This window comes from Nocardiopsis endophytica (assembly GCF_027706725.1).
Classification (GTDB): domain Bacteria; phylum Actinomycetota; class Actinomycetes; order Streptosporangiales; family Streptosporangiaceae; genus Nocardiopsis_A; species Nocardiopsis_A endophytica.
On record NZ_JAQFWQ010000019.1, the window covers coordinates 62,594 to 83,775 of the forward strand.

18 protein-coding genes are annotated in these 21,182 nt (G+C 74.5%); 16 read left to right on the plus strand and 2 right to left on the minus strand.

Annotated features, from left to right (window positions below; genetic code table 11):
- The first annotated feature begins 56 nt into the window (after positions 1 to 56).
- The 8 genes from O4J56_RS09190 to O4J56_RS09225 all read left to right on the plus strand — a co-directional run bounded on the left by O4J56_RS09190 (position 57) and on the right by O4J56_RS09225 (position 8,964).
- Positions 57 to 299, plus strand: a complete 243-nt coding sequence (locus tag O4J56_RS09190; protein ID WP_270685139.1) for a hypothetical protein — start codon at positions 57 to 59, stop codon at positions 297 to 299.
- Between the two features lie 203 nt (positions 300 to 502).
- The gene (locus O4J56_RS09195) at positions 503 to 1,396 is read left to right on the plus strand and encodes a Rossmann-like and DUF2520 domain-containing protein (RefSeq protein ID WP_270685140.1); all 894 of its coding nucleotides are present in this window, start codon (positions 503 to 505) and stop codon (positions 1,394 to 1,396) included.
- Positions 1,397 to 1,445: 49 nt separating this feature from the next.
- Positions 1,446 to 2,309: a pantoate--beta-alanine ligase gene (panC, locus tag O4J56_RS09200; RefSeq protein ID WP_270685141.1), complete on the plus strand. Its 864-nt coding sequence runs from the start codon at positions 1,446 to 1,448 to the stop codon at positions 2,307 to 2,309.
- A gap of 28 nt (positions 2,310 to 2,337) precedes the next feature.
- Entirely contained in the window at positions 2,338 to 4,968 is a 2,631-nt protein-coding gene (locus O4J56_RS09205) for an L-aspartate oxidase (protein WP_270685142.1), read from the plus strand.
- Positions 4,969 to 5,015: 47 nt separating this feature from the next.
- On the plus strand, positions 5,016 to 5,807 hold the full coding sequence (locus O4J56_RS09210) for a type III pantothenate kinase (RefSeq protein ID WP_270685143.1): 792 nt from the start codon (positions 5,016 to 5,018) through the stop codon (positions 5,805 to 5,807).
- Between the two features lie 76 nt (positions 5,808 to 5,883).
- A complete protein-coding gene (gene lysX, locus O4J56_RS09215; protein ID WP_270685144.1) occupies positions 5,884 to 7,380 on the plus strand; it encodes a bifunctional lysylphosphatidylglycerol synthetase/lysine--tRNA ligase LysX in 1,497 nt (498 codons plus the stop codon).
- A 649-nt stretch (positions 7,381 to 8,029) separates the two neighbouring features.
- Entirely contained in the window at positions 8,030 to 8,260 is a 231-nt protein-coding gene (locus O4J56_RS09220; protein ID WP_394296923.1) for a LuxR C-terminal-related transcriptional regulator, read from the plus strand.
- 110 nt (positions 8,261 to 8,370) lie between these two features.
- On the plus strand, positions 8,371 to 8,964 hold the full coding sequence (locus O4J56_RS09225) for an amino-acid N-acetyltransferase (RefSeq protein ID WP_270685145.1): 594 nt from the start codon (positions 8,371 to 8,373) through the stop codon (positions 8,962 to 8,964).
- A gap of 76 nt (positions 8,965 to 9,040) precedes the next feature.
- Here O4J56_RS09225 and O4J56_RS09230 read toward each other — a convergent pair whose 3' ends face one another.
- The gene (locus tag O4J56_RS09230; RefSeq protein ID WP_270685147.1) at positions 9,041 to 12,313 is read right to left on the minus strand and encodes a UvrD-helicase domain-containing protein; all 3,273 of its coding nucleotides are present in this window, start codon (positions 12,311 to 12,313) and stop codon (positions 9,041 to 9,043) included.
- A gap of 536 nt (positions 12,314 to 12,849) precedes the next feature.
- On the opposite strand from O4J56_RS09230, the gene O4J56_RS09235 reads away from it, so the two are divergent.
- From O4J56_RS09235 to O4J56_RS09265, 7 genes are all read left to right on the plus strand, one after another.
- Positions 12,850 to 13,098, plus strand: coding sequence for a hypothetical protein (locus O4J56_RS09235; protein WP_270685149.1), 249 nt, complete (start codon positions 12,850 to 12,852; stop codon positions 13,096 to 13,098).
- 219 nt (positions 13,099 to 13,317) lie between these two features.
- A complete protein-coding gene (locus tag O4J56_RS09240; RefSeq protein WP_026123297.1) occupies positions 13,318 to 13,656 on the plus strand; it encodes a histone-like nucleoid-structuring protein Lsr2 in 339 nt (112 codons plus the stop codon).
- A 508-nt stretch (positions 13,657 to 14,164) separates the two neighbouring features.
- Positions 14,165 to 16,675 carry an ATP-dependent Clp protease ATP-binding subunit gene (locus O4J56_RS09245; RefSeq protein WP_270685151.1) on the plus strand — a complete coding sequence of 837 codons (2,511 nt, stop codon included), beginning with the start codon at positions 14,165 to 14,167 and terminating at the stop codon, positions 16,673 to 16,675.
- A 213-nt stretch (positions 16,676 to 16,888) separates the two neighbouring features.
- Positions 16,889 to 17,089: a hypothetical protein gene (locus O4J56_RS09250; protein WP_270685153.1), complete on the plus strand. Its 201-nt coding sequence runs from the start codon at positions 16,889 to 16,891 to the stop codon at positions 17,087 to 17,089.
- Between the two features lies 1 nt (position 17,090).
- Complete coding sequence (locus tag O4J56_RS09255; RefSeq protein ID WP_270685154.1) at positions 17,091 to 17,621, plus strand: DUF6879 family protein; 531 nt, start codon at positions 17,091 to 17,093, stop codon at positions 17,619 to 17,621.
- Positions 17,618 to 18,469, plus strand: a complete 852-nt coding sequence (locus O4J56_RS09260) for a helix-turn-helix domain-containing protein (protein ID WP_270685155.1) — start codon at positions 17,618 to 17,620, stop codon at positions 18,467 to 18,469. The genes O4J56_RS09255 and O4J56_RS09260 overlap by 4 nt, the downstream gene beginning before the upstream one ends.
- A gap of 153 nt (positions 18,470 to 18,622) precedes the next feature.
- On the plus strand, positions 18,623 to 19,057 hold the full coding sequence (locus O4J56_RS09265; protein ID WP_270685156.1) for a hypothetical protein: 435 nt from the start codon (positions 18,623 to 18,625) through the stop codon (positions 19,055 to 19,057).
- A gap of 93 nt (positions 19,058 to 19,150) precedes the next feature.
- Here the strand turns inward: O4J56_RS09265 and O4J56_RS09270 are convergent, their stop codons facing one another.
- Positions 19,151 to 20,026 carry an HhH-GPD family protein gene (locus tag O4J56_RS09270; RefSeq protein ID WP_270685157.1) on the minus strand — a complete coding sequence of 292 codons (876 nt, stop codon included), beginning with the start codon at positions 20,024 to 20,026 and terminating at the stop codon, positions 19,151 to 19,153.
- 68 nt (positions 20,027 to 20,094) lie between these two features.
- Between O4J56_RS09270 and O4J56_RS09275 the strand changes: the two genes are divergently transcribed.
- A complete protein-coding gene (locus O4J56_RS09275) occupies positions 20,095 to 20,892 on the plus strand; it encodes a hypothetical protein (protein WP_270685159.1) in 798 nt (265 codons plus the stop codon).
- Positions 20,893 to 21,182: the final 290 nt, after the last annotated feature.

The following is a 21,182-nucleotide window of genomic DNA, read 5'->3' on the forward strand; positions in this document are numbered from 1 at the left end:
TACCGACCCTCTCGCCGGCCGGAGACCCCCCGTCCGGCACGCAAAGGAGACAGCCAGTGCTGAAGAAGACCATCGCCACCGGTGCCGTCGCCGCCGCCTCCGCCGCCGTCCTGGCCGCCGGTGCGCCCGCCTTCGCCGACGTGAACAGCGGCTCGTCCGGCAACGGCTCGGTCGTCAGCGGCAACGTCGCCCACATCGACAGCAGCGTCGGCGCCAACGGCTGCGGCAACGCCACCGCGATCCTCGGCCAGGCCAACGGCAACTGCTGGAACTCCGGGGTCATGGTCATCGACGGGTGACCCCGCGCCCGCCCCCGGAGGGCGGGCCACAAGACCCCCTCCCCGCGGTGGCGCCCCGCGGGGCGGAACCGGCGCCGGGCCGCTGCGGCCCCGTGTGCTGGGCCGCCCGCCCGCCCCGCCCGTACGGCGTAGTAAGCTTGGCCGACAGCGTCCGGTACCCGTCAGGGACCGGAACCGAGCAGGCCACCGTTGTGAGGACCGACATGGGCGCAAGCGACGACACGCGGGACCGCCCGGCCCGGCTCGCCGTCGGCGTCATCGGCCCCGGGCGGGTCGGATCGGCGGTGGGCGCGGCCCTGGAGCGCGCCGGGCACCGGGTCGTGGCGGCCACCGCCGTCTCCGAGGCCTCCCGCGCGCGGGTGGAGCGGCGGCTCCCCGGCGCGGAGGTGATGGAGCCGGCCGAGGTGGTCGCCGCCAGTGAGCTGGTGCTGCTGACCGTCCCCGACGACGCGCTCGGCCCCCTGGCCGGCGGCCTGGCCGAGACCGGCGCCCCGCTGGAGGGGCGGCTGCTGGCGCACACCAGCGGCAGCCACGGCCACGGCGTGCTGGCCCCCGCCACCGCCGCGGGCGCCCTGCCCCTGGCGCTGCACCCGGTGATGACCTTCACCGGCCGCCCGGAGGACCTGGACCGCCTGGCGAGCTGCAGCTTCGGGGTCACCGCCCCCGAGCCGCTGCGCCCCATCGCCGAGGCCCTGGTGGTGGAGATGGGCGCCGAACCCGTCTGGATCGACGAGGACCGCCGCGCCCTCTACCACGCCGCCCTCGCCGGAGGAGCGAACCACCTGGTCACGCTGGTCGCCGAGAGCCGGGAGCAGCTGCGCGCCGCCGGGGTGCCCGACCCCGGCCGGATGCTCGGCCCGCTGCTGGGCGCCGCCCTGGACAACGCCCTCAGGCTGGGCATCGACGGCCTCAGCGGCCCGGTGCTGCGCGGCGACGCCCGCACCGTCCAGGGCCACCTGGCCGAGCTGCGCGCGCACGCCCCCGAGAGCGTCTCCGCCTATGTCGCCCTCGCCCGGCTCACCGCCGACCGCGCCCTGGAGGCGGGCCTGCTCAAGCCGCACGACGCCGAACGCCTGCTGGACGTCCTCCAGGCGTGAGGACCGCCCCCCGCCACCGCACCCCGCTCCGACCGTGAGGACTCCGGACATGACCGCACCCGACCGCGCCGCCCCGGCGGTCGCCCGCACCCCCGAGGAGCTGGCCCGGATCCGCTCCGGACTGGGCCGCACCGCCCTGGTCCCCACCATGGGCGCCCTGCACACCGGCCACCGCGGACTGATGGCCGCCGCCCGCGAGCGCGCCGACGCGGTCGTGGTCAGCGTCTTCGTCAACCCGCTGCAGTTCGGCCCCGGCGAGGACTACGAGCGCTACCCCCGCGCCTTCGAGGAGGACCTGCGCACCTGCGCGGAGGAGGGCGTCGACGTCGTCTACGCCCCCGGCACCGAGGCGATGTACCCGGGCGAGCAGATCGTCACCGTCGACCCCGGCCCCATCGGCGACGTGCTCGAGGGCGCCTCCCGCCCCGGCCACTTCCGCGGCGTGCTCACCGTCGTCGCCAAGCTCCTCCACATGGTCCGCCCGGACGTGGCGGTCTTCGGCCAGAAGGACGCCCAGCAGCTCGCCGCCATCCGGCGGATGGTGCGCGACCTGGCGTTCGGCACCACCGTGGTCGGGGTGCCCACGGTGCGCGACTCCGACGGCCTGGCCACCTCCAGCCGCAACGTGTACCTGTCCGAGGTCGAGCGCACCAGCGCCCTGGCGCTCTCCCGCGCGCTGCTGGCCGGGGCGGACGCCTCGGTCACCGGCCCGGTCGGCATCCTCGGCGCCGCCCGCGAGGTCCTGGACGCCGCGGCCGCCGACCCCGTGCCGGTGGAGCTGGACTACCTGGCGCTGGTCGACGCGCACACCTTCGCCGAGGTGCCGCCGGACCACCGCGGCGAGGCCGTACTGCTGGTCGCCGCCCGCGTCGGGAGCACCCGGCTGATCGACAACGTGCCGCTCACCCTGTGAGCACCGCCGCCCAGGAGGAGGCCCGCCCGTGACCACCGCACCGCCCCCCGGCAGACTCGCCGCCCCGGACCCGGGGTGGACCGTCGAGGCCGACGCCGTCATCATCGGCTCCGGCGTCGCCGGCCTCAGCACCGCCCTGGAGTACGTCCGCCGCGCCCCCGGCGCCCGCGCCGTGCTCGTCACCAAGGACGTGCTCGACTCCGGCTCCACCCGCTGGGCGCAGGGCGGCATCGCCGCCGCCGTGGGCCCCGGCGACGACCCGGTCGCGCACATGGCCGACACCCTGGAGGCCGGGGCGGGCATGTGCGACCCGCTCGCGGTGCACGTGCTCGCCGCCGAGGGCCCGGCCGCGCTGGAGCGGCTGGTGGCCGCCGGCACCGCCTTCGACCGGGACGCCGACGGCGGCCTGCAGCTCACCCGCGAGGGCGGGCACCGCGCCGACCGCATCGCGCACGCCGGGGGCGACGCCACCGGCGCCGAGATCGTCCGCGCCCTGGTCGCCGCGGTCCGCGCAGAGCCCCGCATCGAGGTGGTCGAGCACGCCCTGGCCCTGGACGCGCTGCCCGGCACCGCCCCCGGCGGCGGCCCGGCCGTGCGCGGCGTCACCCTGCACGTCATGGGGGAGGGCGAGCGCGACGGCGTCGGCGCGGTGCTGGCGCCCGCCGTGGTGCTCGCCGCCGGGGGCCTGGGCCAGGTCTTCGCCTCCACCACCAACCCGGAGGTGTCCACCGGCGACGGCGCGGCGCTGGCCGCCCGCGCCGGGGCGCCCCTGGCCGACCTGGAGTTCGTCCAGTTCCACCCGACCGTGCTGTGGACCGGGGCGGGCGCCCGCGGGCGCCGCCCGCTGGTGTCGGAGGCCGTGCGCGGCGAGGGCGCCTTCCTGACCGACGTGCACGGCCGCCGCATCATGGAGGGCGTGCACGAGCTGGGCGACCTGGCCCCGCGCGACGTGGTCGCCGACACCGCCGCCCGCGCCATGGCCGCCACCGGCGCCGACCACGTGCTGCTGGACGCGCGCGCCTTCGGCGCCGCCATGTGGGAGCGCCGCTTCCCCACCATCCTGGCCGCCTGCCGGGAGCACGGCATCGACCCGGTCACCGAGCCGATCCCGGTCGCCCCGGCCGCCCACTACGCCTCCGGCGGGGTGGAGACCGGCGCCGACGGCCGCACCGCCGTGCACGGGCTCTACGCGGTCGGCGAGAACGCCCGCACCGGCGTGCACGGCGCCAACCGCCTGGCCTCCAACTCGCTGCTGGAGGGCGCCGTCTTCGCCGAGCGCATCGCGGCCGGGCTGGCCGGGGACCCGCCCGCGCCCGCCGCGCCGGCCGCGCCGCCGGTCGGCGCCCCCGCCGCGCTCGCCGACCCCGGCGGCCTGGAGGAGCTGCGCACCCTGATGTCCCGGCACGCGGGCGTGCTCCGCGACGCCGAGGGCCTGGAGCGCATCGCCGAGCACGCCGCCTCCATGTTCGCCCGCGGCGCCGCCGCGCCGCCCCGGCCCGGCGTGGAGGCCTGGGAGGCCACCAACCTGGCCACCGTCGCCGTCCTGGTGGCGCGGGCCGCCCTGGAGCGCCGGGAGAGCCGTGGCGCCCACCGGCGCTCCGACCACCCCGCCCCCGATCCGCGGCTGCGCGGGCGCCCGGTCCGCCTGGCCCTGGCCGCCGACGGCGTGTCGGCCCGCCTGGAGGAGCGCCCCGCCGACGCCGCCCTGCCGCCGGGGCTGCGCGCCGAGCTCGAGGGGATCGGCGCGCCCATCGCCCGGGACACCGGGTCGGCCGGGCCCGGACAGCGCCCGGAACTGGTGCTGCCGTGGCGCACGAGCGCCGAGGCGCACGTGCGCACCGTGCTCACCGCCCTGGCCGAGGACCTGACCCACGGCGCGCGGATCGACGTGACCACCGCCGCGACCGTCCCCGCCGCCCAGGTCAGCACCGCCGACGTGGTGGCGCGCGCGGAGGGCACGGTGGCCGGGCTGCCGCTGGCCGAGCTGGCCTTCTGGCTCGCCGCCGAGGGCGCGGTGCGGGTGGAGCGCCGCGCGTCCGACGGGCAGCGGGCCGCCCGCGGCGACGTGCTGATGACCGTCACCGGCCGCACCCGGGACCTGCTCACCGCCGAGCGCACCGCGCTGAACCTGCTCACCCACCTGTCCGGGATCGCCACCACCACCCGCGCCTGGTCCGACGCCGTGGCCGGGACCGGGGCCCGGGTGCGGGACAGCCGCAAGACCCTCCCGGGCCTGCGCGCGCTGGAGAAGTACGCGGTGCGCTGCGGCGGCGGCGAGAACCACCGGATGGCGCTGTCGGACGCCGCCCTGATCAAGGACAACCACGTGGTGGCCGCGGGAGGGGTGGAGGCGGCGGTGCACGCCGTGCGCACGGCCTTCCCCGGGGTGCCGCTGGAGGTCGAGGTGGACCGGATGGACCAGATCGAGCCCGCGCTCAAGGCCGGGGCCGAGGAGATCCTGCTGGACAACTTCGCGCCCGACCGGCTGCGCGCGGCGGTGGCCCTGGTGGCCGGGCGCGCCCGGCTGGAGGCCAGCGGCGGCCTGACCCTGGACTCGGCCGCCGAGGTGGCCGCCACCGGGGTCGACCTCCTGGCGGTGGGGGCGCTGACGCACTCCTCCCCGGCCCTGGACATCGCCCTGGACCTGCGCCCGGTGTGACCGGGCCCCGCACCCGCACCCCGCGACCGAGTGGAGGAACCCCCCGAATGCTCCTGGCGATCGACGTCGGCAACTCCCACACCGTCTTCGGCCTGTTCCGCGGCGAGGAGCTGGCCGACCACTGGCGGGTGGCCACCGACGCCCACCGCACCGCCGACGAGTGGACGGTGCTGCTGTCCGGGCTGATCGGCGCCTCGGAGGCGGCCGGTGGGATCGAGGGCATCGCGATGTGCTGCTCGGTGCCCAGCGTCATGCACGAGATGCGCGAGATGTTCCGGCGCCGCCACCCCGGCGTGCCCGCCGTGGTGGTCGAGCCGGGCGTGCGCACGGGCATCCCGGTGCGCATGGACAACCCCAAGGAGGTCGGGGGCGACCGGATCATCAACGCGCTGGCGGCGGTCAAGCTCTACGGCGGCCCGGCGGTGGTGGTGGACTTCGGCACCGCCACCACCTTCGACGCGGTCAGCGCCCGCGGCGAGTACATCGGCGGCGCCATCGCCCCGGGCATCGACATCTCGGTGGAGGCGCTCTCCCGGCGCGGTGCCCAGCTGCACATGGTGGAGATCGCCACGCCCCGCTCGGTCATCGCCAAGAACACCGCCGAGGCGCTGCGCTCGGGCATCGTGTACGGGTTCGCCGGGCAGGTGGACGGGGTGGTGGACCGGATGGCCGCCGAGCTGGCCGACCCGGCCGCCGGGGTCGGCGCCGACGATGTGACCGTCGTCGCCACCGGCGGGCTGGCCCCGCTCGTGGTCGCCGAGTGCGAGACCGTCGACGCGCACGAGCCCTGGCTCACCCTGGTCGGCCTGCGCCTGGTCTTCGAGCGCAACACGGGCTGACCGGAAGGCGCGCGCGGCGGCCCCGGGCCGCTCCGGGGCGCAGGGGCAGTGCGGGGGCGCCGATAGGATCGGGGGCGTGAGTGACGTGGACGAAGCCTACGACGACCTGCCCGAGCAGATGCGGGTCCGCCGCGAGAAGCTGGACCGCCTGCGCTCCGAGGGCGTCGACCCCTACCCGGTCGGCTACCCCCGCACCGACGCGATCGGCGCCGTCCGCCGCAAACACGGCGGCCTGGAGCCGGACACGGCGACCGGGGACCGGGTCGCGATCACCGGCCGCGTCATGCTCTACCGCACCGGCGGCAAGCTGTGCTTCGCCACGCTGCGCGACGACTCCGGGGACATCCAGGTGATGATGTCGCTGGACCGGCTGGGCGCCGAGTCCCTGGACGCCTGGAAGCGCGACGTCGACCTGGGCGACCACGTCGGCATCGAGGGCGAGGTGATCACCTCGCGGCGCGGCGAGCTGTCGGTGATGGCCGACTCCTGGGCGCTGACCTCCAAGTGCCTGCGCCCGCTGCCGGAGAAGCACAAGGGCCTGACCGACCCCGAGGCGCGGGTGCGGCAGCGCTACGTCGACCTGATCGTCAACCCCGAGGCGCGCGAGATGGTGCGGCAGCGCTCGGCGGCCATCCGCTCGGTGCGCGACACGCTCGGCGACCGGGGCTTCATCGAGGTCGAGACGCCGATGCTGCAGCAGGTGCACGGCGGGGCCACCGCCCGGCCGTTCACCACCCGCATCAACGCCTACAGCATGGACCTGTACCTGCGCATCGCGCCGGAGCTGTACCTCAAGCGGCTGGTCGTGGGGGGCATCGAGAAGGTCTTCGAGATCAACCGGAACTTCCGCAACGAGGGCGCGGACTCCACGCACAACCCCGAGTTCACGATGCTGGAGTTCTACCAGGCCTACGCCGACTACGACACGATGGCCGAGGTCACCCGGGAGCTCATCCAGGGGGCGGCGCGCGCCGCGTTCGGCTCCACCGTGGTGCCGCGCGGCGGGGAGGGGTTCGACCTGGCCGGGGAGTGGCCGCACGTCACCCTGTACGGCGTGGTCTCCGAGGCGCTCGGGGAGGAGGTCACCCCGCGCACCCCGCTGGAGGGCGTCCGCAAGCTGGCCGACGGCAGGGGCGTGGAGTACGACCCGGCCTGGGGCCAGGGCAAGCTGGTCGAGCACCTCTTCGAGGAGCTGGTCGAGCACACCATCGAGCGGCCCACGTTCGTGCGCGACTTCCCGGTGGAGACCAGCCCGCTCACCCGGCAGCACCGCGAGGACCCGCTGCTCACCGAGAAGTGGGACCTGATCGGGTTCGGGATGGAGCTGGGGACCGGCTACTCCGAGCTCGTGGACCCGGTGGAGGAGCGGCGCCGGCTCACCGAGCAGTCCCTCATGGCCGCCGGGGGCGACCCCGAGGCGATGCAGCTGGACGAGGACTTCCTGCGGGCGCTGGAGTACGGCATGCCGCCCACGGGCGGCGTCGGGGTCGGGATCGACCGGCTGCTGATGGCCTTCACGGGGCGCAACATCCGCGACACCATCCTGTTCCCCCTGGTCAAGCCGGAGGCATAGGCGAGGCGGTCCGGGCGGGCGCCCCCTGCGGGGGCCGCCCGCCCGGTCGCGCACTGTTACCCCATCGTGATGTAACGAGCGGGTGGCACCTTGCTGACCTGCGACGGCGCCGCCGAGCGGGCGCCGGGTGGCGCTCTGTTCGCCCTCTCTAGAGGACTCCCAGGTCACGAAGGTTATTTGCGCAGGTCACCCCCGGCGGGGAAATGATCTGCGCACGCGCGTGCTCACGATGTGCCTCCGGGGTGTCGCTTAGGGTGATTTGATAGACCTTGACGCCCTCTCTCCCGCCGCTTAGCGTTTTCCAGGCGAGCGGAGTTGTCCGCGCGCCCGACGCAGCAGAAGAGTTCGACGCGAGAGGGGATGGCCGGAGACGGCCCAACGGTCCTCCGTCCCTTCCCAGGCGTGCGTGCCCGGCCCGGTCTGTCCGTCCCAGACCGAGCACCGCGGGCCGCGTGCCGCTGAGCCTGCGCTCCATGTGCCAGGAGAGCGCAGGTGCGGTCCCTCGCCCGGGTTCGGGCTGCGGCGGCTTGATGTTCCGCGCTCACCACGGATGAGGGAGGACGGAGTGGAACAGGCAACACTCGAACGGCGTGCCGTGAAGGCCCCCGCGGCCCACTTGCGCGACGGGGGGATGGTGCCCGCCCCGGCGATGCCGCCCCGCGACACCGCACAGCACCTGCCCGCGGCACAGAGCCTCACCGAGGACGAGATCCAGCTCCTCGCCGAGATCGCCACCGGGGTCACCACCGACGTCGCCGCCCGCCGGCTCGAGCTCAGCGCCCGGACGCTGCGCCGCCGGCTGCGCGCCATCTGCGACCAGCTCGGCGTCAACACCCCGATCGAGGCGGTCGTGTGGGCCGCCCGCAAGCAGCTGATCTGAGCCGACCCGACCGGACCCGCGATGCGCCGTGCCCGACGCCCCCTCCCCGCCCCCGCGGCGCGGGCGGGGCGCCGGGCACCGCCCTGCGGCAGGCGCTAGGGTTGCCGACCATGGACCCCGCCCAGGACCCGGTGCGGGCACGGGAGGACCTCGTCACCGTCCGCCGCGCCCGGACCCGCGACGTCGCCCACATCCGCGGGCTGATCGACACCTACAGCCCCGAGCGGCGGGTGCTCTCCAAGAGCACCGTCACCCTCTACGAGGACGTCCAGGAGTTCTGCGTCGCCGAACTGGCCGAGGCCCCCGCCGTGGGCGAGGCCCCGCCGGGCCCCCGGACGGTGGTCGGCTGCGGCGCCCTGCACGTGCTCTGGGAGGACCTGGCCGAGGTGCGCACCGTGGCCGTGGACCCGCGGGCGCGGGGGCGCGGCATCGGCCACCGCATCGTCGGCGAGCTCCTGGCCCGCGCCCGCGAGCTGGGCGTGCGCCGGGTGTTCTGCCTCACCTTCGAGACCGCCTTCTTCGCCCGGCACGGCTTCGACCCGATCCAGGGCACGCCGGTCTCCCCGCGCGTCTACGACGAGCTGCTGCGCTCCTACGACGAGGGCGTCGCCGAGTTCCTGGACCTGGAGCGGGTCAAGCCGAACACCCTGGGCAACACCCGGATGCTGCTCCACCTGGACGCCCCGGGCACGCCCCGCCGCTGATCCCGTCGATCCCGACGAAGGCGCTGTCATTGCGCCGGGTTCGACGGCACCTTCGCCGAGATCACCGCCCGGGGGGTCACATCAGGCGCAGCTGGCGGTCCTTCGGGCGGCGGCGGGCGGCCGACTCCTCGTCCACCGGCATCGTCAGGCCCTCGGGCACCGACGCCAGGAACGGCGAGGGCGCGCTGTCGGCCGCCGACCCGCGCCGGGTGCGGCGGCGGGCCCGGGACAGGTACAGCCGCCGCTGAGCGCGCGTCAGGCCCACGAAGAACAGCCGCCGCTCCTCCGCCTCGGCCTCCGGGTCGCGCTCGGAGCCGGGGAAGCGGAACGGCAGCACGCCGTCCTCGCACCCGACCAGGAACACCACCGGGAACTCCAGCCCCTTGGCCGCGTGCAGGGTGAGCAGCGACACCCGGTCGGCCCGCGGGTCAAGGGCGTCCACCTCGGCGCCCAGCGCCAGCTCGGCCAGGAACCGGTCGAGGTCGCCCCCGCACCGCCGGGCCAGGGGCAGCAGCAGCTCGCCCGCCGTGCGCGCGGCGGTGGCCGCCTCCTCGTCGGCGGAGAGCCGCTCGGCCAGCGCTCCGGCGGCGGTGCGCACTCGGTCGGCCACCTCCTCGCCCGGGGTGAGCGGCAGCTCGGCGGCCAGGGCCCGCACCCCGGGCCGCGCCGACAGCCGGTCGTGCGTGCGCTTCTGGAACGGCACCCCGGCGGCGTCGAAGGCGCTCATCACCGCCTCGGCCTGCGCCGAGGTGCGGTAGAGCACGCACATGTCGGCGAAGGACAGCTCCTCGCCCTGACCGTCGGCGCGCCCGCTGTCCAGCGAGTGCAGCGACGTGCCTCCGAGCAGCCGGTCGATCGCCCGCGCGACGAAGGAGGCCTCGGCGCGCTCGTCGGCGGCGGCGTGCACCCCGATGCGCGGCGGGTCGGAGAAGTCGCCGACCGCGCGCAGCTCGCGCCCGGGCACCAGCGAGCCCGGGGCGATGGCCGCGACCGCGGCGTCCACGATGGTGGCGTTGGAGCGGTAGTTGCGCGACAGCCGCACCGCCGCGGCCCCCGGGTGGTCCTGCTCGAACCGGAGGAAGTAGCCCACGTCCGCGCCGCGGAACCGGTAGATGGCCTGGTCGGGGTCGCCGATCGCGGTGACGTCCCCCTGCGGGCCGCTGAGCAGCCGCAGCAGCGCGTACTGGGCGCCGTCCACGTCCTGGTACTCGTCGACGCTCACCGACGTCCAGCGGCGCCGGTAGGCCTCGGCCAGGGCGGGGTCCTCCGACAGCAGCCGCACCGGCAGCGCGACCAGGTCGGCGAAGTCCACCAGGTCCCGCTCGCGCAGCCGCTTGCGGTAGGCCTCCACCTCCTCGTCGGGCTCCTGGGCCCCGTCCCCGTCCACGGAGACGGCGTCCCGGCGGGCCAGCAGCGCCTGTCCGGCCCCGGCCGACCCGGCGACCTCGGACGCCACCTCCAGCGCCCGCTCGGCGTCGGCCACGCCGAAGCGCTCGGTGAGCCCGGCGCGCGCGTGCTGCTCGCGCAGCACCGTCAGGCCGAGCCCGTGGAAGGTGGTCACGGTGAGCGGGTCGGCGTGCGCGCCGAGCAGGTCCTCCAGGCGCTCGCGCAGCTCGGCGGCGGCGCGGCGGGTAAAGGTGATGGCCAGGCAGCGCTCCGGGGCCAGGCCGCGCTCGGCGACCTTGTGCGCGATGCGGCGGGTGAGGGTGCGGGTCTTGCCGGTTCCGGGGCCCGCGACGATCAGCAGCGGGCCGTCGGGGTGCTCGGCCGCGGCGCGCTGCTCGGGGTCGAGCCCGTCGAGCAGGCCCCGGGACGAGGGGCCCTCGGCGGCGGGGCCGTCGGGGAAGAGCGCGGGGGCGGCGGCCTGCGGGGCCTCGGGGGGAGTCCCGCCGCCGTCCTCCGGGGCGGGTTCGTCCGTGGGCCCCTCGCCGGTGGGCGCCGCGGCGTCGGTCCCGGGTCCGGTCCCGGCCCGGGAGTCCTTCCGGCTCGGGGACTTGGGCGGTGCCGCGTCCTTCGCGCCGGACTTCGCGCCGCGCTTCGCGCCCGCCGGCGCGGCTGGGGCGTCGGGCAGGTCGAACAGGGCGGCCTCGCCAGGGGAGGCCAGCTCCTCGGGGCGGAACATGCGGATCACGCCGTACTCGCCGTCGTACCCGGCGTCGCGGATCACCTCGTCGCGGCGGAGCCGGGCCACCGCCTCGGACAGCAGCTCGCCGCCGTGCCGCCGCACCTCGTCGAGCGGGCTGCGGGTGAGGATCTCCAGCTCCGAGCCGAGCGCGGCGACCAGCCGGTCCACCTCGCCGCGGACCCGCTTGCTCTTGGGGCCCACCCCGACGATCTCGCTCACCATCTCCGGCAGCGGCACCAGGTTGGTGAAGGGGGGCGCGCCCTCCGGGCGGTACCCGGTGGGCCGCTCGGCCAGGTCGCTCACCCGGTGGGCGGTGCCGACGGTCAGCGGGCGCCCGCACTCCGGGCACCGGCCCCCGTGGCCGCGCGTGTCCTCCGGGTCCAGCCGCACCCCGCACTTGCGGTGCCCGTCCAGGTGGTACTTGCCGTGCTCGGGGAAGAACTCGACGGTGCCCCGGTACCCCTCGCGGGTCTCCAGCGCGCGCCGCACCGCGTAGTAGTCCAGGTCGGTGTCGAAGCGGGTGGCCTCGCGCGCGAGCATCGGCGGGGAGTGCGCGTCGGAGTGGCTCACCAGCGTGTAGCGGTCCAGCGAGGGCACGGTCCAGTTCATCGCCGGGTCGCTGGACAGCCCGGTCTCGATTGCGAAGACGTGGTCGGCCAGGTCGGCGTAGCAGTCCTCGACCCGGTCGAAGCCGGACTTGGAGCCCAGCACGGCGAACCAGGGCGTCCACACGTGGGCCGGGACCAGGTAGGAGCCCGGGTCGCTGGACAGGGTGATCTCCAGCAGGTCGCGCGAGTCCAGGCCGAGGATGGGCCGTCCGTCCGAGGCGAGATTGCCGATGCGGGCCAAATCCGCGGTGATCGCCTCGGCCGCCTCCATGGACGGGGCGTAGAGCAAATGGTGCACCTTTCGGGTGCGTTCGCCCCTTTTATAGATCGTGGAGATCTCCACCGACAGCATGAAGCGCGGTGCTTTGCGGCACGCCGGGGGCAGGGTGCGCAGCACCCGCCGCTCGATTTCGGGTGCCAGCCGGAACAGGCCGGGCTCGGCCGGGACCAGGTGCGAGCGCAACTCCTCGCGCCAGGCCGGGTGAGTGAAATCACCGGTGCCGACCACGTCGACGCCCTTGCGCGCGGCCCACCAGGCGAGGTGTTCCAGGTCGCAATCCCTGCTGCACGCCCGCGAGTACTTGGAGTGAATATGCAGATCGGCGTGGAACTCCACGACAGGTCCTTCCCACCAATGCCCGCAGTGGCAGGGCGCGGGCGGATCCCGAAGCGGCCGGCGAGGGGCGCGCGCGGCCGCCGGGTGCCACCATCCCACAACCCCCGGGCCGCCGGAGCACCATATGCGAACCCGCGTTCGGGGGGCGTAAAGGGGCGGGTAATCTTGCCGGTGCCATGGAGAACCCGCACCCCCGGTTCCCGCTCCGGGTCGAGGGGGAGAGGAGGGCTCTGATATACCGGCGGTGACGGCAGCGGGGCCAAAGGCTACGAAGAGTCGTCAATTCGGCCTCGAATCGGCCGCGACGCCCGCGGTTAAGGGAGATCGGGAACGCATCGTCCGCGCGGCGCGTTATCCCCCGGCCGCCGCCGGCGGCGCCGTAGGTCGGCCGGGGTGTCTATGATGTCGGGGTCCCCACCCGTCAATCCCGGGTATCGCGGGGCGTGCGCGCCGCGCACGGCCGAGGCCGAGGGCCGCCGACCCTCTCCGTGGGGTAATTGCTGCATAAAGTAACAACAAGGAAGGGTGTGCGTCCGATGGGCGACGTTTTGTCGGCGCTGATCCCCCCTGCTGTTGTCGCGACGGTCTTCTGTGCGTTCGTCGTCAAGCTGCTCCGCAAGGAGATGGCTCCCCGGACGTCGGACGGCAGGCCGGTCGGCGGGGCCCGGGCCGAGGCGTCCGCGACCTCTCCGCAGGACGCGGGGTCCACGTCCGGAACCGGTGGGCACGACGGTGCGCGCGCGGGGGAGGGGGAATCCCCGGCGGAGCAGGGGCCGGAGCACTAGCGCCGGGCCCGGCGGGGGCGATAACGGGCACGCGCGGGCCGGGATATGGCGGTCCGCGGGAGGCGTGCTGCCCGCCCGAATCGGCCCCGGCGGCGATCTTTTCCGCCCGTGCCGCGCGGGGCGGCGATTTCCGCCGCGTGGAGAATTGTCTTCCGTCCCGGGGGCGGATAGCTTTATATTCAGGTGCCGACGCACCGCACTGCTGAAAGGTCTACATCCATGGCACAAAAGGTTCAGGTGCTTCTCGTCGACGATCTGGACGGCGGAGAGGCCGACGAGACGGTCGCGTTCGGGGTCGACGGAACCAGTTATGAAATCGACCTGAGTACCGACAACGCCTCCAAGCTCCGCGAGCTCCTGGCCCCCTACGTGTCGGCGGCGCGCAAGGCCCCGGCCAAGGCCGGGCGCGGCGGCCGGCGGCAGCAGCGCAGCGCGCCCAGCCGTGAGCGCAGCGCCGAGATCCGGGCGTGGGCCAAGGCCCAGGGCAAGCAGGTGAACGAGCGGGGCCGCATCCCGGCCGCGATCGTCGCCGAGTACGAGGCGGCGCAGGGCCGCTAGTCCCCGGACGCGGACCCTCCCCGGTCGGGTCCGACCCGGCCCGGGGAGCGCCGGCGTGCGGCCGTGCGCCGGACGGGCGCGTCCGCGCCCGGCCCGCGGCGGCCGGTGCTCCGGTGCCCCCGAGGCACCCGGAGTCCCGGTCCGGCGCCGCCCGGGGCGGCCCTGTTCGCTCAGAGCAAATCTGCGAGGAATGCACAGGCGGTCCGCGTGCCCCGCGAAAGCGGAGGGCACGCGGACCGTTCGCTTGCGGCGTAGTCGGAACACCGAAGGCCCGATTGGTAGTTGGATGAGGGTGAACGCCCTATCGTCGGGGAAAGTCTCTGGCAACGATGGTCGGAGGCAACCGGACGATGCGGGTGCGTCCTCCGGCCGGCGGGTCACCGGCGGCCGGGGACGGGTGCGGCAGCGCCCTCCGAGGGCTTTCACCCCCCGAAGGGCCGAAAAGCGGAAAAGCGTGAGGGTCGGAGCTTCCGCCCCTGCCTGACCGCTCTGTGAGGAGCGACGAGACATGTTCGAGAGGTTTACCGACCGCGCACGGCGCGTGGTGGTCCTGGCCCAGGAAGAGGCCAGGATGCTCAACCACAACTACATCGGTACGGAGCACATCCTGCTCGGCCTCATCCACGAGGGTGAGGGCGTGGCTGCGAAGGCTCTGGAGAGCCTGGGGATCAGCCTCGAAGCGGTCCGGCAGCAGGTCGAGGAGATCATCGGCCAGGGCCAGCAGGCCCCCTCCGGCCACATCCCGTTCACCCCGCGCGCCAAGAAGGTCCTGGAGCTGTCCCTGCGCGAGGCGCTCCAGCTGGGCCACAACTACATCGGCACCGAGCACATCCTGCTCGGGCTGATCCGCGAGGGCGAGGGCGTGGCGGCCCAGGTGCTGGTCAAGCTCGGCGCCGACCTGAACCGGGTGCGCCAGCAGGTGATCCAGCTGCTCCACGGCTACCAGGGCAAGGAGCCGCAGGCCACCGGGGCCTCCTCGGAGTCGGCCCCCTCCACCTCCCTGGTGCTCGACCAGTTCGGCCGGAACCTGACCCAGGCCGCCCGGGAGAGCAAGCTCGACCCGGTGATCGGCCGGGACTCCGAGATCGAGCGGGTCATGCAGGTCCTGTCCCGCAGGACCAAGAACAACCCGGTGCTCATCGGCGAGCCCGGTGTCGGCAAGACCGCGGTCGTCGAGGGCCTGGCCCAGAAGATCGTCAAGGGCGAGATCCCCGAGACGCTGAAGGACAAGCAGCTCTACACGCTCGACCTGGGCGCGCTGGTCGCCGGCAGCCGCTACCGCGGCGACTTCGAGGAGCGCCTCAAGAAGGTGCTCAAGGAGATCCGCACGCGCGGCGACATCATCCTGTTCATCGACGAGCTGCACACGCTGGTCGGCGCGGGCGCGGCGGAGGGCGCGATAGACGCCGCCTCCATCCTCAAGCCGATGCTGGCCCGCGGCGAGCTGCAGACCATCGGCGCGACCACGCTGGACGAGTACCGCAAGCACCTGGAGAAGGACGCCGCCCTGGAGCGGCGGTTCCAGCCCATCCAGGTCGACGAGCCGACCATCGCGCACACGATCGAGATCCTGAAGGGGCTGCGCGACCGCTACGAGGCGCACCACCGGGTCTCCATCACCGACAGCGCGCTGGTGGCCTCGGCCCAGCTGGCCGACCGCTACATCAGCGACCGGTTCCTGCCGGACAAGGCGATCGACCTGATCGACGAGGCCGGGTCGCGGATGCGCATCCGCCGCATGACGGCCCCGCCGGACCTGCGCGAGTTCGACGACAAGATCGCCGACGTCCGCAAGGACAAGGAGTCGGCCATCGACGCGCAGGACTTCGAGAAGGCCGCCTCGCTGCGCGACGACGAGAAGAAGCTGCTCAACTCCAAGGCCCAGCGGGAGAAGGAGTGGAAGGCCGGCGACATGGACGTCGTCGCCGAGGTGGGCGAGGAGCTCATCGCCGAGGTCCTGGCCGCCTCCACCGGCATCCCGGTCTTCAAGCTGACCGAGGAGGAGAGCTCCCGGCTGCTGCGCATGGAGGACGAGCTGCACAAGCGCGTCATCGGCCAGGAGGACGCCATCAAGGCGCTCTCCCAGGCGATCCGGCGCACGCGTGCGGGCCTGAAGGACCCCAAGCGCCCCGGCGGCTCGTTCATCTTCGCGGGCCCCTCGGGCGTCGGCAAGACCGAGCTGTCCAAGACGCTGGCGGAGTTCCTGTTCGGCGACGAGGACGCGCTGATCCAGCTCGACATGAGCGAGTTCATGGAGAAGCACACGGTCTCCCGCCTGTTCGGCTCGCCGCCCGGGTACGTCGGCTACGAGGAGGGCGGCCAGCTCACCGAGAAGGTGCGCCGCAAGCCGTTCTCCGTGGTCCTGTTCGACGAGATCGAGAAGGCGCACGGCGACATCTTCAACTCGCTGCTGCAGGTCCTGGAGGAGGGGCGGCTCACCGACGCGCAGGGCCGCAACGTCGACTTCAAGAACACGGTCATCATCATGACCACCAACCTGGGCACGCGGGACATCTCCAAGGGCGCGGCGATGGGCTTCGCCAAGGAGGACGACGAGAAGACCAACTACGACCGGATGAAGGCCAAGGTCCAGGAGGAGCTCAAGCAGAACTTCCGGCCCGAGTTCCTCAACCGCGTCGACGACGTCATCGTCTTCCACCAGCTCTCCGAGAAGGAGATCATCGACATCGTCGACCTGATGGTGGCCAGCCTGGACAGCCGCCTGAAGGACCGCGACATGGGCCTGGAGCTGCGGCCGAACGCCAAGCAGGTGCTCGCCTCCCGCGGCTACGACCCGGTGCTGGGCGCCCGGCCGCTGCGCCGGACCATCCAGCGCGAGATCGAGGACCAGCTCTCGGAGAAGATCCTCTACAACGAGCTGCGCCCCGGCCAGATCGTGGTGATCGACGCCGAGGGCGAGGGCGCCGACGCCCGGTTCACCTTCTCCGGCGTGCCCAAGCCGGACTCGGTCCCCGACGCCCCCCGGGTGGAGGAGACCGCCGCGGGATCGGCCGAGTAGCCGGACCGCAGAGCGGCCGGGCACGCACCGCCGCACCCGCCCGACCGGCCTGAGCGGGCCCCGCCTCACCCGAGGCGGGGCCCGCTTCCGTGTGCGGGGCGAAATCCGGCCGCGTGCCCCGAAGCCGGTGCGGTGTCCGATTCGGCGAAGGGGTGGCGCACCCGGTGCCGCTGGCCGACGATGATCACGACGCACCAGGGCCAGGGAGGGCACATGAAGCTCAGGTTCATCGGCACCACGTCGCAGGGAAGCGGTTGCCCCAGCCTCTACGAGACCGACGGCGGCGACTTCGTCGTGCAGGGCCGCCGGCTCACCGACCCCGAGGCCCTGGCGCAGGTGAAGAATGTCCTGGAAGGGGAAGAATTCGTCGTCGTACCCCGTGAGCTCCTGACCCGCTACACCCCGAAGGAGTGACGTGGCGGACCTGATCCCCCCGGGCCCGGACCTCGACAGGCTCTTCCGGGACTGCCGCTTCACGGCCTGGCGCCTGGAGACGCGCCGGGCCTACGGAGTGGCCGAGGAGGACCGTCCCTACCGGGAATGGCTCGCCGGGCGCGATCCGGGGATCGGGTGGTTTCTGCCGTGGCTGGAGCTGGTGCGGGCCGAGACGGCGAAGGGCAAGCGCATGGAGCGGGTCAGGCTGGTCGACGATCCCCCTTCCGACTACCTGAGGTGGGAGCTGTGGGGGACCCCCTACAACCTGGCCGCGGGGGAGGACATCCGGTACCTGCCCCGCGGCCATCCGGTCGTGCGCGAGCTGCCGGCCGAGGACTTCTGGCTGTTCGACAGCGCGGCCGTGGCCCGGCTGCGCTTCGACGGGGACCGGTTCGCCGGCGCCGAGCTCCTCCGCGGGGCCGAGGAGGTGGTCCGGGCCGCCCGGGCGCGCGACGCCGCCTGGCACCACGCGCTCCCCTACACCCGGTACCTGTCCACGCTGATCCGATGAACGACTACCAGACGGCGCGGCACGCCCTCGGGACGCGCCTGCGCGAGCTGCGCTCGGACGCCGGGCTGTCCGGCCGCTCCCTGGCCGGGAAGCTGGGCTGGCCGCCCTCCAAGGTGAGCAAGCTGGAGCACGGGCGGCAGACCGCCACCGGGGACGACCTGCGCTCATGGGCCGAGGCGTGCGGCGCCCCCGGCGCGGCCGGGGAGCTCATCGCCCAGCGGCGCGCGATGGAGACGCACTACGCGAGCTGGCGGCGCCAGCTCGCCGCGGGCACGCGCGCCCGGCAGCGGGCGTTCGGCCAGGACGAGAGCGCCTCGGCGCGGATCCGGGTGTTCGAGTCGGCGTGCGTGCCGGGGCTGCTGCAGACCCCCGAGTACGCCCGGCACATGCTCCGCCGCACGGTGGAGCTGCACCGCGCGCCCGACACCGACGTGGAGGAGGGCGTGCGCGCCCGGATCCGCCGCCAGGAGGTGCTCTACGAGCCGCACCGCCGGGTGGAGGTGCTGATGTGGGAGCCCGCGCTGCGGATGCTGATCTGCCCGGAGGAGGTGATGGCCGGACAGCTGGACCGGATCGCCGGGCTGGTGGGGATGCGGTCGGTGGACATCGCGGTGGTGCCCGCCGGGGCGCGGCTGCGGGTGGTGCCCTCGCACGGGTTCTGGATCTTCGACGACCGGATGGTGGTGGTCGAGACGATCGGCGCCGAGCTGCGGCTGGACGACCCGGAGGCGGTGGTGCCCTACCGGACGGTGTTCGAGGCGCTGTCCGCGGCGGCGGTGCGCGAGGCCGCCGCGCACCGGCTGCTCGCCCGTATCCGGGGCGACCTGCTGCGCCCGGCGGGCCCCTGACCTCCTCCGGGGCCCAGCACGAGAAATTTCAAGAAACCTCGGGGACGCCGGGAATGGCCGCGCCCTAGCGTCGTGCCCCGGATGGACCGGACCGCGGCGGCCCGCCGCCGCGTGAGGGGTCGGTCCGGTCGGCGGGCTCGGGGAGGGGGCGCGGTGGACGCGGGGTGGTCCGGGTGGCGGTTCGGCACGCGGCGGGGGTTCTACAGCGGGGCGGTGGTCTACACCGCGACCCGGCCGCATCCCGAGGTGCCGGGGCGCACCGAGGAGGTGGAGGCGGCCGACCGGGACGAGCTCGCGGCGGCGCTGGAGGTGCACGCCCTGCTGGACGCGCTGCGCGCACGGTACGGCCGGGACTGGGCCATCGGCGCGGAGTCGGCCACCTCCGGGCGCCCGCGGTGGGTGTGGGCGGCCCCGCGCGAGCCGGGCCGCACGGCGCCCCGGCCGATGCAGCCGGCCGAGCTGGCGGCCTGGCTGGACGCGCACGGCGCCCCCCGGAGCGGCGCGGGCGGCGGATCGACGGGGGCCCTGGACGGCGACGGCCGACTTCCCCATCCAGGGCCCCCGCCGAGCCCCCGTCCGCACCCGTAGGCCGAATCCCCGTTGATCTCGGGAGAAACGCCCCTACAAGCGCGCCGGTAGCGTCTTTTCTCCCGAGATCAACGACGGAGGGGGCGGCGGGGCTCAGCCGGGCAGGGCGTAGCGGCCGTCGTCCAAGGGGTCGACGAGGCCGTCGGCGATCAGCGCGTCCAGGGCGCGCTCGCGCTGGACCGGATCGTCCCAGACGGCGTCGAGGGCGGGCTTGTCCACCGGCCCCGGGGAGGCGCGCAGGACCGCCAGCAGGCGGCCGCGGACCTGGCGGTCGGTCCCGGCGTAGCGCTGGCCGCGGCGGGGCGGCCCGTCATAGGCGGGGTACCCGGCGGCGCGCCAGGCGCACCGGTCGGCGATCGGGCAGTCGGCGCACGCGGGGGAGCGGGCGGTGCACACCAGCGCCCCCAGCTCCATCACGGCCACACTCCAGCGGACGGCGGTGGGCGCATTTTCGGGCAGCAGCTCCTCGGCGAGCGCCGTCTCGCCCCGGGTCGCGGCCTTGGGCGGGTACTGCACACCGGTGACCGCTCTGGCCAGAACCCGGCGCACATTGGTGTCCAGAACCGCGTGCCGCTGCCCGTAGGCGAAGCTCGCCACCGCCGCCGCCGTGTAGGCCCCGATCCCGGGCAGCGCGAGCAGCTCCGCGTGGTCGTCGGGGACCTCGCCGCCGTGGCGCTCGGTGATCGTCCGAGCGCACGCGTGCAGGTTGAGGGCGCGGCGGGGGTAGCCCAGGCGGTTCCACATGCGCACCGCCTCCCCGGAGGGCTCGGCGGCCAGGTCGGCCGGGGTGGGCCAGCGGCGCATCCACGCCTCCCAGGCGGGCAGCACCCGCACGACCGGGGTCTGCTGCAGCATGACCTCGCTGACCAGCACCGACCAGGGGGAGGCCCCGTCGGCGCGCCAGGGCAGGTCGCGCGCGTTCCGTTCGTACCAGGCGAGGACCGCGGTGGAATAAGGGTTGTCGATCATGCCCATTCGTGGCCGGAATACGGCGGGTTGAGTAGGTGACACGCCGGGGGAACCGGAATACTACGCCCATGGCGTCAAGTGCTGGACACCCGGGACCGGTCAGCCCCGGGACGTATTGGAAGCGGCGTGTCTTCGTACTGGTGGGCCTGCTGGCGGTGGTGACGCTGATCGCCTACGCCTGCCGCCCGTCCGCCTCGGACACCGAGAACGCGGCCGGGGCGTCCCCGGAGGCGTCCTCCTCGCCCTCGGCGGAGCCGTCGTCCAGTGTCGCACCGTCGCCCACTCCCAGCACATCGCCGAGCGGGGACGACGAGGGCGGGGACGACGGGGACGAGGGCGACTCCTCCGGCGGCTCCGGCGACGGGGAATCCGGGTCCGGCTCCGGCGGGTCGGACTCCAAGGACGACGGGAAGGGCGACGGGGGGAAGGACTCCGACGAGGAGTACCCCGCGCCGAAGAAGGCGAGCGACCCGTGCCGCCCCTCCGACGTCGTCGTGACGGTGGAGACCGACAAGAGCGACTACGCCTGGGACGCCAAGCCGAAGATCGAGGTCACCGCCGTCAACACCGCCGAGCAGACCTGCACGGTGGACCTGGGCCCGGAGAACATGGAGGTGCGCGTCACCTCCGGCGACGACCGGGTGTTCTCCACCGCCGACTGCGCGGTGCGCGAGGACGAGAACAAGGTCGAACTGGAGCGAGGCGTCCCGGAGAAGACCTCCTTCACCTGGGACCGCAAGCGGTCCTGGAAGGACTGCCGCGACACCGAGGCCACCGCCAAGCGGCCCGGGACCTACGTGGCCACCCTCAAGGGCGACTACGCCTCCGACAAGGACCGGGAACGCCAGGTGTTCCGCCTGAACTAGCCGACTCCGCGCTGACGCTTCCCGGGAAGGAACGACGCCGAACCGGCCCCCGAGCCCCGGGCCGTCGCGGTGCGGCCGGGCGGGCGGCCGACCTGGTACTCCGCCTGAGGCCCCGGCCGGGCGGAGGGCCGGCGGAGTGTGGGGTGTTCGGCGGCGACGACGGAGGTCGGCGCCCCTTCCGGCAGCGCTGTCGGGTGCGGCGCGTGTGCGTGGTCACCGGAGAGGGGCGGCGACAGCCGGAGCTCGGCGGTTCCCGGGCCCTGCCTGCCGTCCGTCCGGCCGCTCGCGGT

Excerpts from the sequence above, each read along its gene's own strand:
- O4J56_RS09195 (WP_270685140.1), top strand. The coding sequence starts at position 503 with ATGGGCGCAAGCGACGACACGCGGGACCGCCCGGCCCGGCTCGCCGTC.
- panC (WP_270685141.1), top strand. The coding sequence starts at position 1,446 with ATGACCGCACCCGACCGCGCCGCCCCGGCGGTCGCCCGCACCCCCGAG.
- O4J56_RS09210 (WP_270685143.1), top strand. The coding sequence starts at position 5,016 with ATGCTCCTGGCGATCGACGTCGGCAACTCCCACACCGTCTTCGGCCTG.
- O4J56_RS09220 (WP_394296923.1), top strand. The coding sequence starts at position 8,030 with ATGCCGCCCCGCGACACCGCACAGCACCTGCCCGCGGCACAGAGCCTC.
- O4J56_RS09225 (WP_270685145.1), top strand. The coding sequence starts at position 8,371 with ATGGACCCCGCCCAGGACCCGGTGCGGGCACGGGAGGACCTCGTCACC.
- O4J56_RS09235 (WP_270685149.1), top strand. The coding sequence starts at position 12,850 with ATGGGCGACGTTTTGTCGGCGCTGATCCCCCCTGCTGTTGTCGCGACG.
- O4J56_RS09240 (WP_026123297.1), top strand. The coding sequence starts at position 13,318 with ATGGCACAAAAGGTTCAGGTGCTTCTCGTCGACGATCTGGACGGCGGA.
- O4J56_RS09245 (WP_270685151.1), top strand. The coding sequence starts at position 14,165 with ATGTTCGAGAGGTTTACCGACCGCGCACGGCGCGTGGTGGTCCTGGCC.
- O4J56_RS09250 (WP_270685153.1), top strand. The coding sequence starts at position 16,889 with ATGAAGCTCAGGTTCATCGGCACCACGTCGCAGGGAAGCGGTTGCCCC.
- O4J56_RS09260 (WP_270685155.1), top strand. The coding sequence starts at position 17,618 with ATGAACGACTACCAGACGGCGCGGCACGCCCTCGGGACGCGCCTGCGC.
- O4J56_RS09270 (WP_270685157.1), bottom strand. The coding sequence starts at position 20,026 with ATGATCGACAACCCTTATTCCACCGCGGTCCTCGCCTGGTACGAACGG.
- O4J56_RS09275 (WP_270685159.1), top strand. The coding sequence starts at position 20,095 with ATGGCGTCAAGTGCTGGACACCCGGGACCGGTCAGCCCCGGGACGTAT.